The 12469-nt window shown below is 68.1% G+C and carries 12 protein-coding genes and 2 pseudogenes; 5 read left to right on the forward strand and 9 right to left on the reverse strand.

Annotated elements, in window-relative coordinates; genetic code table 11:
- Positions 1-609 precede the first annotated feature (609 nt).
- Both ACN6LD_RS40675 and ACN6LD_RS40680 read left to right on the forward strand, forming a co-directional pair.
- Positions 610-1215 (forward strand): ABC transporter ATP-binding protein, encoded by a 606-nt coding sequence (locus ACN6LD_RS40675; RefSeq protein ID WP_319196299.1) that lies wholly within the window; start codon positions 610-612, stop codon positions 1213-1215.
- Complete coding sequence (locus ACN6LD_RS40680) at positions 1212-1442, forward strand: hypothetical protein (RefSeq protein WP_319196300.1); 231 nt, start codon at positions 1212-1214, stop codon at positions 1440-1442. Before ACN6LD_RS40675 ends, ACN6LD_RS40680 begins: the two co-directional genes overlap by 4 nt.
- Before the next feature lie 508 nt (positions 1443-1950).
- Here ACN6LD_RS40680 and ACN6LD_RS40685 read toward each other — a convergent pair.
- Genes ACN6LD_RS40685 through ACN6LD_RS40700 form a run of 4 tightly spaced genes read right to left on the reverse strand, consistent with a single transcriptional unit; the run spans position 1951 to position 6846 of the window.
- On the reverse strand, positions 1951-3585 hold the full coding sequence (locus ACN6LD_RS40685; RefSeq protein ID WP_319196301.1) for a glycoside hydrolase family 13 protein: 1635 nt from the start codon (positions 3583-3585) through the stop codon (positions 1951-1953).
- A gap of 53 nt (positions 3586-3638) precedes the next feature.
- Entirely contained in the window at positions 3639-4472 is an 834-nt protein-coding gene (locus tag ACN6LD_RS40690) for a carbohydrate ABC transporter permease (RefSeq protein WP_319196302.1), read from the reverse strand.
- Entirely contained in the window at positions 4469-5536 is a 1068-nt protein-coding gene (locus ACN6LD_RS40695; RefSeq protein WP_319196303.1) for a carbohydrate ABC transporter permease, read from the reverse strand. The genes ACN6LD_RS40690 and ACN6LD_RS40695 overlap by 4 nt, the downstream gene beginning before the upstream one ends.
- A gap of 11 nt (positions 5537-5547) precedes the next feature.
- The gene (locus ACN6LD_RS40700) at positions 5548-6846 is read right to left on the reverse strand and encodes an ABC transporter substrate-binding protein (protein ID WP_319196305.1); all 1299 of its coding nucleotides are present in this window, start codon (positions 6844-6846) and stop codon (positions 5548-5550) included.
- A 366-nt stretch (positions 6847-7212) separates the two neighbouring features.
- On the opposite strand from ACN6LD_RS40700, the gene ACN6LD_RS40705 reads away from it, so the two are divergent.
- Complete coding sequence (locus tag ACN6LD_RS40705) at positions 7213-8292, forward strand: LacI family DNA-binding transcriptional regulator (protein ID WP_319196307.1); 1080 nt, start codon at positions 7213-7215, stop codon at positions 8290-8292.
- A gap of 271 nt (positions 8293-8563) precedes the next feature.
- Here the strand turns inward: ACN6LD_RS40705 and ACN6LD_RS40710 are convergent, their stop codons facing one another.
- The gene (locus tag ACN6LD_RS40710; RefSeq protein ID WP_415924993.1) at positions 8564-8788 is read right to left on the reverse strand and encodes a hypothetical protein; all 225 of its coding nucleotides are present in this window, start codon (positions 8786-8788) and stop codon (positions 8564-8566) included.
- Positions 8789-8876: 88 nt separating this feature from the next.
- A pseudogene (locus tag ACN6LD_RS40715) lies at positions 8877-9359 on the reverse strand (lamin tail domain-containing protein); the annotation flags it as partial.
- A 367-nt stretch (positions 9360-9726) separates the two neighbouring features.
- Between ACN6LD_RS40715 and ACN6LD_RS40720 the strand changes: the two are divergent.
- The gene (locus tag ACN6LD_RS40720; protein WP_319196309.1) at positions 9727-9924 is read left to right on the forward strand and encodes a hypothetical protein; all 198 of its coding nucleotides are present in this window, start codon (positions 9727-9729) and stop codon (positions 9922-9924) included.
- Between the two features lie 360 nt (positions 9925-10284).
- Here ACN6LD_RS40720 and ACN6LD_RS40725 read toward each other — a convergent pair whose 3' ends face one another.
- The 3 genes from ACN6LD_RS40725 to ACN6LD_RS40735 are packed head-to-tail and all read right to left on the reverse strand — an operon-like array spanning position 10285 to position 12213.
- Positions 10285-11649: an MFS transporter gene (locus ACN6LD_RS40725; RefSeq protein ID WP_445045787.1), complete on the reverse strand. Its 1365-nt coding sequence runs from the start codon at positions 11647-11649 to the stop codon at positions 10285-10287.
- Complete coding sequence (locus tag ACN6LD_RS40730; protein WP_319197840.1) at positions 11646-11939, reverse strand: hypothetical protein; 294 nt, start codon at positions 11937-11939, stop codon at positions 11646-11648. The genes ACN6LD_RS40725 and ACN6LD_RS40730 overlap by 4 nt, the downstream gene beginning before the upstream one ends.
- 1 nt (position 11940) lies before the next feature.
- Complete coding sequence (locus ACN6LD_RS40735; RefSeq protein WP_319197843.1) at positions 11941-12213, reverse strand: hypothetical protein; 273 nt, start codon at positions 12211-12213, stop codon at positions 11941-11943.
- Positions 12214-12364: 151 nt separating this feature from the next.
- Here ACN6LD_RS40735 and ACN6LD_RS40740 point away from each other — a divergent pair.
- Positions 12365-12469: pseudogene (locus tag ACN6LD_RS40740) on the forward strand (ATP-binding protein); the annotation flags it as partial.

Raw genomic sequence — 12469 nt, forward strand, 5'->3', positions numbered from 1 at the left:
GAGCAACGTGATTGAGACGTCAGACATCTCGATCAACAGCCCGGGGGCCTCGCTCGTTGCGCTCACGGCTCATCACCCGATCGGTGACCAACTCGAAGAAGCTCACTGAGCGTTTTCAGCGTGGCAACTGATCGGGTGACGCCGGTCAGGCCGAGGTGAGGGCCGCAACGCACAGGGCTCCCGTGCCGTTGGTGGAGGTGTTCGAAGTCTCAACCCATCGGCACAGAAGCCCTGTTGGTTCCCTATCCTGCCGCACTCGACCTCCCCTGGAGCGGATGTCCTTTGACAGCGAAGTTAGTCGCGTGCAGCGCGCTGACCTGGCCCGACTGGGTTGGATGTCAAAGAGCCGCTGATCTGTCAGTTTCCTGACTGATCTGGTTCCGGCTTCCGACTGGCCCTCTCCCGCAAGCTGGAGCGATGGCCCAGACTCGGGTTTCGAGCAGTGGCCCACCGTGCGAGAGGGCTCCCACACCGGCCCGTCGCGAGTCGACCGTCGCTTGCCCCGTGACGGGCGCGGCGCCCTGCTCGAGATGCCGTTAGCAGGCGTGACCGATCGGGCGGCTGTGACGTTGTTGGAAGGGGGAATGGCCGTGGTCACAGGGGGTGTCGATGAGGGTGGAAGGTGTCCACCACGCGTATGGCAGTCGGTTGGTGTTGCGCGGGGTGGACGTGGAGCTTCGTCCTGGTGCGCTGGTCGGCATCGTCGGGGAGAACGGCGTGGGGAAGTCCACGCTGCTGAAGATCCTCGCCGGTGAGCTGCGGCCCGACCGGGGCGTGGTCCGACACCGTGGCCGGTTCGGGTATTGCCCGCAGCAGGTGGTCCTCAACGAGGCGTTCACCGTCCGCCAGCATCTGGAGCTGTTCCGGAGCGCGCACTCGCTGCCCGACCTGCGCCGGACCCAGGAGGTCATGGAGGCGCTGCACTTCTCCGAGTACGCGGAGGAACGGGTCGGGGTGCTCAGCGGCGGGACCCGGCAGAAGCTCAACCTGATCCTGGCGTTGATGCACGATCCGCAGGTGCTGCTGCTGGACGAGCCGTATCAGGGCTTCGACTGGGACACCTACCTCCGCTTCTGGAGGCTGGCCGCCCAGTTGCGTGCCGCCGGCCGGTCCGTGCTGGTGGTCTCGCATCTCGCCCACGACTCGGATCGGCTGGACCTTCTGTGGCGGCTGGAGGAGGGCGTGCTGCGCGCCGGGACGGGGGCGGCACCGTGAGACGCCCCCTGGCGCTGTTCGCCATCGCCACCCGGTTCGCGCTGATCGAGCATGCGCGCAACCGGTTCGCCATGGTGCTGGTCGTCCTCTTCGTGCCCGTGTGGATCTCGCTCGCGCACCTCGCGATCGCGGACGAGCCGGTGGGGTTCCGGCTCTGGGCCACCGGCGCGAGCCTGCTCGCCAACGGCAACCGGCTCACCCAGATCAGCGGCGCCATGAACGCGTGAAGACCACCACCGCCCACGTCATCTATCTGCTGTCGCAGCATCCGATCGACTGGAGCCCTCCACGGTTCCGCCGCACCCAGCACACCGCCACCCGCGTGCCCCAATGGTGTACCTGGTACGAACAAGACCATCCAGTCCCTCCAGGCCATCGCCGACTGGGAAGGAACCAGCCTCGCCACCATCCGTCTCGCACTCCTGAAAGACGGAACTCGGCTCCGACCTGCCAAGTCCTATCCCGGCCGCCCGCGGCGCCTTCACTGAGATGAAGGGCGGAGGCCGGGCCAGACCGACCGCGTCGACCGGCGACGCCAGTGCGGGCCCAACCATACAAGTGTGTCTTGACGCTGAACGGCGGTGGCCGGGGTCGGACGACGTCTCAGTGCCTAGCTGGTCTGTGCGTCGGTGAGCGATCTCCATGAATGGGCCAGGGCCTGCCCGATCGGCGGGGAGAAACACCGGGCAGGCCCTGGCGGATCAGGGGGAAGCTGCTGCTCCTTGTCGCGGGTGGCTATACCGCGAGCCAGGCCGCCTGGTCCGGCGTCAGTACGCCGTCTTCGATGGGACCGCCGGCAAGCAGAACAGAGCTGTGGTGGGGCAGCTGGTACGCCTCCTCGGAGAGGTTGACCACGCATACGAAGCCTGGGTCGCGGCGGAAGGCGAGGACACCGGCGGGAGCGTCGAGCCAGGTCATGGTGCCGTCGCCGAGGGCAGGATTCTCACGGCGAAGTCGGATTGCGGTGCGGTACAGCTCCAGCATCGAGGTCTCGTCGCCGGTCTGTGCTTCCGCACTGCGCTCGTTCCAGTCCGCCGGTTGCGGGAGCCAAGGTTCGGCGGGGGCGTCCTCGGGGCTGAAGCCGAAGGGTGGGGATTGCCCGGACCAGGGAATCGGCACTCGGCAGCCGTCACGGCCTCGGTCGGTGTGGCCGGAGCGTTCCCAGATGGGGTCCTCAAGGACGGACTCAGGGAGGTCTTCGACTTCGGGGAGGCCGAGTTCGTCGCCCTGGTAGATGTAGGCGCCGCCGGGCAGGGCGAGCATGAGGAGGGCTGCGGCGTGGGCGCGGCGGGTGCCGAGGTCCAGGTCGATGGGGCCTTGGGGCTGGTACCGCTCGTTGGGGACCCAGCGGGCGACGGTCTTGCGGGCGTAGCGGCTGGTGTGGCGCATGACGTCGTGGTTGGACAGTACCCAGGTGGCGGGTGCGCCGACGCCGTCGAGCATGGCGAGGGAGTCGTCGATGACGGTGCGGAGGTCCTTGGCGTCCCAGCTGGCCATGAGGAAGTCGAAGTTGAAGGCGGTGTGCAGGCCGCCGGGGCGGACGTAGGCGGCGAGGCGTTCGGGGGTGTCGGCCCACGCTTCGGCGACGAAGGCGCGGTCGCCGTCGTACTCGTCGGCGATCTTGCGCCAGGTGCGGTAGATGTCGTGGACGTCGTCGCGGTCCCAGTGCGGGTGCTCGACGTGGTCGGCGCCCTTCTCGCCCGTCGGGGCGGGCGGCAGGTCGGGCAGTTCGGGGTCCTTGACGAGGCCGTGGGCGACGTCGATGCGGAAGCCGTCGACGCCCCGGTCGAACCAGAACCGCAGGATGGACTCGAACTCGGCGCGGACTTCGGGGTGTTGCCAATCGAGGTCGGGCTGTTCGGGGGCGTACAGATGGAGGTACCAATCGCCGTCGGGCAGTCCGGTCCAGGCGGGGCCGCCGAAGCAGGAGACCCAGTTGTTGGGCGGCTCGGCGCCGTCGGGGCCGCGGCCGGGCCGGAAGATGTAACGCTCCCGCTCCGGGCTCCCGGGGTCGGCGGCCAGCGCCTCCTGGAACCAGGAGTGCTGGTCGGAGGTGTGGTTCGGGACGATGTCGGGGATGATGCGGATCCCGTGCACGTGGGCCTCCGCGATCAGTTGCTCGGCGTCGGCGAGCGTGCCGAACAGCGGGTCGATGGCGCGGAAGTCGGCGACGTCGTAGCCGCCGTCGGCCATCGGGGACTTGTACCAGGGGTTGATCCACAGGGCGTCCACGCCGAGCGACTTGAGGTAGGACAGGCGGGAGCGGATGCCGGCGATGTCGCCGACGCCGTCGCCGTTGGAGTCGGCGAAGCTGCGGACGTAGACCTGGTAGATGACGGCGCTGCGCCACCAGGGCGTGGTGGAAGGCATGGTGCTGAAGGTCCTTTTGAGGGGGCTGTGGGGGATCAGGCGGGCAGGGGCGGCTACTTGGCCGCGCCCGCGGTGAGTCCGGCGACGATGCGGCGCTGGAAGACGAGCACCATGATCACCAGGGGGACGGTGACCAGGACGCCCGCGGCCATCTGGCTGCCGAAGGGAATGTCGAACTGGGTGGCGCCGGTGAACTTGGAGATGGCGACCGGCGCGGTCTGGATGCTGGGCCGGTTCGTCATCGACAGGGCGATGAGGAACTCGTTCCAGGCGGCGATGAAGCAGATGATCGCTGTGGTGAAGATGCCCGGCGCGGCGAGCGGGATGATGACCTTGCGGAACGCCTGGCCCCGGGTGCAGCCGTCGATCATGGCGGCCTCTTCGAGCTCGTCGGGCATCTGCTTGAAGAACGTGGTCAGGTTCCACACCGCCAGCGGCAGCACGAACGACATGCTCGGCACGATCATCGCCTGGTAGGTGTTGATCCAGCCGATGTCGGTGAACAGCTTCAGCAGCGGGACCACAATCGAGACCACCGGGAACATCGAGGTGGCGATGATCAGGGTGAGGATCAGCCGCTTGAACCGGAAGTGCAGCCGGGCCATGGCGTAGGCGGTGAACGTGGCCAGCAGCAGCGCCAGGACGGTGGTGGTGCCGGAGACGATCAGGCTGTTGAGCAGGGCGCGGCCGAAGCCCTGGGTGGGGTCGAAGACGGCCCGGTAGTTCACGAACGACACCGAGGTGGGCAGGAGCGAGGTGTCGAAGATGTCGGAGCTGCGGCGCAGGCTGGAGACCAGCATCCAGTAGAAGGGGGCCAGGCAGTAGGCCACCACCGCGGCAACGCCCAGGTAGAGCAGCCAGGTTCGCCATTTCACGGTCGCGGTCATGCCGACGCCTCCGCACTGTTGCGAATCGGGGTGCGCCGGAGCCTGCTCGTGCGCGTGGAGCGAGGCGGGCCGCCGACGTCACCGACGAGGTCTGCGCCCAGCAGCCGGACGAAGCCCAGCGCGATGAGGAAGACGTAGAGGAAGAGGAGCACCGCGTAGGCGGCGGCCGGTCCGAAGCGGACGTTGGACGCCTCGTTCTGAGCGAGCATGGAGAGGGTTTCCACGGAGTTCTTCTGGGCGCCGATGAGGAGGTAGGGCAGGTCGAACATGCGCAGCGCGTCGAGGCAGCGGAAGAGGACCGCGACCAGCAGGGCGGGTTTCACGAGGGGCAGGGTGATCCGCCAGAACTGGGCGAGTGGGCCGGCTCCGTCGAGCCGGGCCGCCTCGTAGACCTCCTTCGGGATGACCTGCAGGCCGGCCAGGACCAGCAGCCCGATGAAGGGGGAGGTCTTCCACACCTCGGCGATGATGACGGCGACCTTGGCGTGGAAGCCCTCGGTGGTCCACAGGACCTGGTGGCCGATGAGGGCGTTGGCGATGCCGTCGCTGTTGAAGATCCACCGCCACAGCAGGCCGGAGATGGCCGTGGGCACCGCCCAGGGGATCAGGATGCTGGCGCGGATGAGGGCCCGGCCGCTGAACGCCTTATGCATGATCAGCGCCATCGCGACACCGATCAGGGTCTCCAGGCACACCGTGACGACGGTGAAGAAGGTGGTGTTCCAGAAGGCGTTCCAGAACCGGTCGCCGGCCTGGCCGAAGATGTCGGCGTAGTTCTGCAGTCCGACGAACGGCTCGGTGTCGCTGATGAAGCCGGTCTTCGGGTCCAGGCCCTTCGTCCCGTACAGCGACTCCTTGAACGCCATGAGGGTGGGGTAGATGACGACGACGGTGAGCACCAGGAGGGTCGGCGACACGAGCAGTGCCGCCGTCCGCCCCGAAGCCGCGGTCGCCCAGGCCCGCTTGCTCGCCTTTACCGGCGTGGGGGCCGCCCCGGCACGGCTGCCCGCCGTGCCGGAGGGGCGGTCCGCACCGGTGCCGGGTGGGATCTTGGTGTCGCCCACGGCTTTCCTCCTCACTGACCCGCGGACTTCTGCAGCGCGTCCTGCAGGTCCTTCAGCGCCTGCGCGCTGGACTTGTCGCCGTTCAGGGCCGCGTACGCCTCCTGCTGGATCGCCGAGGACGCGTCGCCGTACTGGACCACGCGCGGGCGCGGCACGGCGTTGAGGATCGACTGCTTCAGCACCGGAAGGTAGGGGTACTGCTTGACCAGCGCCTGGTCGTCGTAGAGGGCCTCGTACGGCGGGGCGAGCGAGGCGTCTTTGAGGAACGTGGTCGCGCTGGCCTCGTTGGTGAAGAACTTCATGAAGTCCAGCGCGGTGGCCTTGTTCTTGGCGAAGGAGGACAGGGCCACGTTGTGGCCGCCCAGGCTGGAGGAGCCGGCCCCGTTCAGGCCGGGCAGCGGCGCGACCGCGAACTTGCCCTTGACCTCGCTCTTCTCGGCCAGCGAGTACACGTAGGGCCAGTTGCGCAGGAAGATCAGCTTGCCGGACTGGAACGCCTGGCGGCCTTCCTCCTCCTGGTAGGTGATGGCCTCCTTCGGGATGGTGCCGTCCTTGAAGGAGTCGACGAGGAAGTCCAGGCCCTTCTTCGCCTCGGCCGTGTCGACGTCCGGCTTGCCGCTGGCGTCGGTGATGACCCCGCCGGCCGAGTTGACGGCCTCGGCGAAGTTGACGGTAAGGCCCTCGTACTTCTGGAACTGGCCCGCGTAGCAGTCCATGCCCTTGGCCTCGGGCAGCTTCTTGACCTTGGCGCAGGCGGCCTGCATGTCCGCCCACGTCGTCGGCGCGGCAGCGACGTCGGCCTTTTTCAGCAGGTCGGAGCGGTAGTACAGGACGCCACCGTCGGAGGCTTGCGGGACCGCGTACAGGTTGTCGCGGTACTTGCCCGTCTCCACGGTCGGCTTGAGCATCTTGTCGAGCGGGAACTGCGCGGCGGGCAGCTGGTCGATCCACTGGTGGGCGGCGAACTCCGAGGTCCATACCACGTCCAGGGAGAGCACCGTGTAGGCATCGGACTTCGTCTCGGCGTTCTGGATCATCTGCTGGCGCTGCTGGTTCACGTCCGCCGGCAACTGGACGAAGGTGACCTTCTCCTTCGGGTGCTCCTTGTTCCAGCTGTCGATCACCTTCTGGACGACGCCGGAGCTGTCCTTGGCGGCCGCGTACGTGATCGGGCCGCGGCCCGAGAACGACGGGCTCTTCGACTCCCCCGACGAGCTGTTGTCATCGGAGGAGCCGCAGGCGGTGAGGACGAGCCCGGCGGCGACGAGCACGGCCGAGCACTGAAGGACTCTGCTGGTTCTGGCGTTCACTGTCTCTCCTGGACGTGCGGAACCGAAGTCTCGGCGGGTCGCCCTGTAGGGAGAAGCTACCGAGATGACTCTGGGATGTCTCCGTTACGAGACTGTGCTGTCATCGCATTTTCTAGATCAAAGAAGCAGGTCAAAGCATCGAAGGATGGCTTCACGGTGACGGCTCCGACTCCTCCGAGACAACGCTTGCACCGTAGGAGTACACCTGGCGGAAGTCAATGCGTAACGTCGCGGTAGCACAGATGCTTTGCGCGGCATTCTTCTGCGCTTATGCGGCGTAAGCGACCATTCCGCCCCTGACTGCTCTCGTGACAGCGCTGTCACGAAGGCTCCCGCAGGAGGCTTGAACTGTGCTAACTTCCGCTCATGTCACCAGCTCAGCGGCACCCCACGTTGGCCGACGTCGCCGAACGGGCAGGGGTTTCCCCGTCCACCGTCTCGCGCACCATGCGCGGCCTGACCTCGGTCTCGCCCGAGGTCAGGGCCAGGGTCGAGCAGGCCGCCCGTGAGCTGAACTTCGCGGTCTCGCGGCAGGCGTCGAGTCTGGTGACCGGCCGCACCGGGGTCATGGCGGTGCTCGTACCCACGCTCGACTCGTGGTTCATGGGAGCGGCACTGTCGAGCCTGGGCCCGCTGCTGCGGGACGCGGGCATGGAAATGACCGTCTACGTGGTCCCGGATCTGGCCGAACGGGCCGAGTTCTTCGACCGTCTGCCGGCCCGGCGCAACGCCGACGCCCTCCTGGTGTTCTGCTTCGACCTCAGCAAGGAGGAGACCGCCCGGCTCGACGATCTGGGCATGCCGGTCATCTACATCAGCCAGCACGTCGAAGGCCGACCCAGCGTCTACGTCGACGACGTCGCCGCAGCCTGCAAGGCCACCCGCCATCTGATCAACCTCGGACACCGGCGGATCGCCTTCGCCCACACCGTCAACGCCCGCGGCTTCAGCTTCAGCTCACGCGAGCGCCTCGTCGGCTACCAGCAGGCGCTCACCGAGGCGGGCATCCCTCTGGACGACGACCTGATCGTCACCACCCCGCCCCGCGACAAACGCGGCACCACCCAGGCGGTCGGCAACCTGCTGAGCCTGCGCGAGCCACCCACAGCGATCTTCGCCGAACAGGACGAACTCGCCGCCTCCCTCATCCTGAGCCTGCGCACCGTACAGATCGAGGTACCCGAACGGATCTCCGTCCTCGGCTTCGACGACCAGCTGATGGCCGAATGGCTCGACCTGTCCACCGTGGCCCAGTCACCCGCGGACATGGGCCGAGCCGCTGCCGAACTGGCCCTGGAACTCATCAACGGCCCTGAGGCAAACCGCGCACAGCACATCGTCCTGCCCACACACCTGATCCTGCGGGGGACCACTGCCCCGCCGCAGAGCCCTCAGGGAGAGCAGGAGATCGGCGGGCAACCGAACGGTACCGCTCGCCACGTCTGAGCCCGCTTCGGGCAGTTCCGCCCGAAGTAGGGTATAAGTGACACGGAGCTGAGACTCCAGCGGATGACATGGCATGAGACGGGCGAAGAATGCCCAGGTCAGAGGCACGGCAGGCGGCATGCGCCGCGAGAACCTACACCCTCCAGCCTACGAACACCGGCAGCTCCCGGCACGGGGGCGGCCTGCGGACGTGAAGCGGCGCGCGACCGGACCGCACCGCCGGGTCGCGCGCCGCCGACATGTCACGCCGCGCAAGCGATCCCCACATCACTCACGGGCTCAAGGGGCTGGTCGGATCAGCGACGAAAGTCGCCGCCGTGGTGGTGACGGTGTGGCCCCAGTCCCCCTCGTCGCCGGAGCGGCCGTCGTGACGGCGGTGAGCCCAGTCCCCCTCGTCGCCGGAGCGGCCGTGGTGGCGGCGGTGTCCCCAGGACTCCTCGTCGACCAGGCGACCGTCGTCGTTGCGCAGGGCGGCGGTGTCGTGTCGTTGTTCCACACGTGGCGCGGCGGTCCTGGTAGAGGTCGGTGCGGGTGTCGCTGCCGACGCCGGTGTGGATGCGGACGGTGGCACGGCCGGCCAGTCGGTAGTCGTCGAAGGTGTAGGTCTTGCCGGACTCGTCCTCGAGGGTCCAGCCGTCGAGGTTGATCGCGTGGCGGGTGGTGTTGGTCAGCTCCACCCACTCCCTGTTCAGCGAGCGGTTGGAGCGGTCGTCGCGTCCCGGGGAGTCGGCCTGGACGGCGGAGATCTCCACCCTCTCCCGAGCCGGACGATGATCGGCCGCGGACGCAGGCAGCGCCGCCACCGAGACGAGAGCACCCGCCGCGAGAGCGGCGGCAGCAAGGCGACGGGCAGTGACGGAAGCAGAAACGGACACGAGTCCCCCTGACAGTGCGGGCACCCCTTCCACGAACGGTCCTGCGGCCGACGCGGGTGTGGGATGCAGTGTGCGGGTGGCGGCCGGACCGGCCGCGCACACACTCTGTCCACCTCGTGCGGGAGTTGGGCGGGAAACATGGCCTGTGTTACTTTTGCTCATATTTCCATTACTCTTGGCTTCATTCTCCATCTCTGTCGCCAGTGCGTGATGTTGACGGCGAGACAGCTCCGGCCCCCTTGCGGGCTTGGCCAAGCCCTCTAACTCGGCAGGTCACGCCGCCCCAGCGCGGCACGGACCGTCACCCGAAAGTGAGTAACAGCCCCACGCCGCGCGAGGCTCGAGGAGCCAAGCGCTGTCGGGCCCGCGGCACGCCGCGTCAGACAACCGCTGCCGCGACTCCGGAACGCGGTCCGCCATTCGCGGTGATCGTATGGAAATACGCCGAGCACCTTCCTCACGCCTGGCTCGAGGCTGTAGGCACGTGAGACTGGCAGCCAGCCGTGGCGGCCTTTCCGCACAGCACGCCGGCCGTCCGATCGTCGATCAAGGAGTCCAGATGCGTCTGCGCAAGCGGGCAATTGCCGCAGTGTTCGTGGCCACCGCAGCCTTCACCTCCCTTGCCTCCCAGGCCATGGCCGCACCCATGCCCTGGGAAACCAGCAACACCCCCATGACCACCCACATCACCGCCTTCATGGCAGCCGGCGACCACGACACAGAAACCGTGCTGTGCGGGACCCCCTGCTACCAGTAGGAGGCACCGACCGCGGTCTTCCCCGACCCTGCCCCTTGCGAACGACGAGCGGGCCCGCGATGGCGGCAGCCGCTCAGAGCAGCGTATGACTACCGAAGTCACCACATCAGCAACCCGCACGAACGTGCGACTCCCAATCGAGCACAACTCGGGCAGCGTGGTGTGCAGCAGGTCCCCTTGGACGGCGGGACCTGCTGCGCCTTCCGATCACAGGTACCGGTTGACCGGCTCGGCCGCGTACGTACCGTCGTCGAGCCGCTGCACAAAGGCGACCGTCACCGGCTGAACCGGTAGTACACCGCGACCAGCAGTGCCCACTCGGCCGGAGGCTCTGCTGCTGGGGTGAGGGGGCGTGGGTCTTTACGGGGCGGGTGTCGGGTGCAGGGGGGTCGAGCCGAGGTTCTGCTGGTCCTGGGTGTCGAAGGTGGACCAGAGGGCTGCGGTGAGCAGGAGGAGCGCGCCGAAGACGAGGTAGACCGGCCTGCCTCCGAAGCGGTCGAAGAGGAAGCCGGTGGCGAGGATCGCTCCGGCGCTGACCACGCGGATGACGGCGTCGAGAAGGCCGTGCCAGGTGCCGAGCAGGGTGGCAGGGGCACGGAGTTGGACGAGGAGTCCGGCCGACCTGAGGTACACGGTGAAGCCGAGGCCGAAGAGGACGAGGGCGGCCGCAAGGATCCACTGACTCCCACCGAGCACCGCCACCGTCAGGGTGCCGGCTCCCGCGAGGGCGGTGGCCCAGCGCAGGCTTGCGTAGATGCCCTGCGGGCCGGCCTTGGCGACGACGAGGCCGCCGATGACGGCTCCGATGGTGGAGAACGCCAGGAAGGAACCGGCGCGGGCCGGTGACATGGCGAAGGTCTCCCTCATGAGTGACAGCAGGGAGAGGATCACCGTCGAGAGGGCGAGCACGGTCAGGGCGTGGAAGGTGAGGAAGCGGCGCCAGGCCGGGCTGGAGAGGAGTGTCCTCGCCACTGTGGGGCGGGACGGGAGGGGGGCGGGGGCGGGTTCCTCTTCGGGCGCGGCGCCGCCGGTCTTCACGCCGATCGTCGCGCCGGAGCCCTGTGCGTGGACGGACGTCGGGTGCGCTGATCCCGGCTGCCGGGCCACGACAGCGATGAAGCCGGCGAAGACGGCCAGGGCGAGGACCTGGAGGCCGGCGGCGACGAGGAGAGCCCGGGAACCGGGGAGCAGGGCGATGACCAGGCCCGCGACGACCGGGGAGAGGAGTTCGGCGGCCGATCGGATGGTTCCGCCGATGCCCTGGACCCGGACGAGGGTCTTGGCGTCGAGGATCCGCGGCAGGAGTACGAACAGGGCCATCTCCCCGATGTGGTGGACGAGGTCCACCGTTGCCGCCGCGACGACGATCGCCCACAGGTGGGACGAGAGGAACGCGGAGCCGATGCCGATGAAGACGAAAACGCCGATCTTGACGAGGTAGGCCACGATCAGCACGGTCTTGGGGTTGCCCCGGTCCAGTAGGGGGCCGGCCGCGACGGAGGCGACGACCTCCACGCCGTAGCCCACGCAGTACACCAGGCCGACCGTGCTGACCAGGCCGGAGAGGTCCAGGGCCAGGTTGGCGAACGCGATGTCGTAGATGCCCTCGCTCAGGGAGCGGGACATGACGAGCACGGCGAAGACCACGAGGAGCAGCGTCAGCCAGCGTGCTGCGGTGGGGGGCGAAGGGCGGCCGGTCCTCGGCTCCTGCTCGGTCGCGGTCACTGGTAGGCCAGCTCTCGGACGACGTTGCCCGCGAGAGCGGCACCCGGCGCGTCGAAGGTCGGCAGTAATCCGTCGGCGGGGACTGGGACGAAGAGTTCAGGCAGGCGCGCGCCGCGGGCGTCGTGAACTTCGTACTCCACCCGGTAGCGGAGCGTCCCGCTGCCCCGGGCCCGCATGAGCACACCCGGTTCGATCGTCAGGACGGCCCGCGAGTCCTGCGGGAAGGGAAGGATCTGGCTGGCCCCGAAGGTGGGAGAGTCCGCGCGGCGGTCGATGAGCTGGAGTTCCATCTCAGGATTGTCGTACAGCAGTGGGGACAGCTTCAGTGTGAGATGAGGATGGGCGCTGAAATACTGCGACGTTGGAGCCGATGCCGTACGAGTCGTCGCGAATGGACTGGTAGGAGCCGACCGCGGCGGTGACGGTAGCGAGTTCCGACGCGGGCAGGGCAGGCTGCTCCCCGGCGAGGTCTCGGTCGATGAAGTAGCGATGGAGTTCGCCGCCGATCTCGGCGGAGGCGACGACGCCCTGCTCGGTCGCACCGCCGAGCCAGCTGCGGGACACCAATCAATTTGGCGTTGGTGTGCTGGGAGACCTCGCGCAGCACCTCGAACCCGGCCGCCGGCGGGAGCCTGTAGGTCGCGACGAGGACACCGATGGCCTGGTCAACTGGGAAGACGTCACCACCCGCTTCAACGCCGTGGCCAACACCTGAGCCCGCAAGTACGCTCCCGGCCCGGTCCTGATGGAACTGCGCGTCAGCGCCCGCGCCGTGGACGTCGTCGTGTGGGACAGCGACCCCACGGTCCCCGGCGCCCGC

This window comes from Streptomyces sp. SAS_272 (assembly GCF_052543235.1).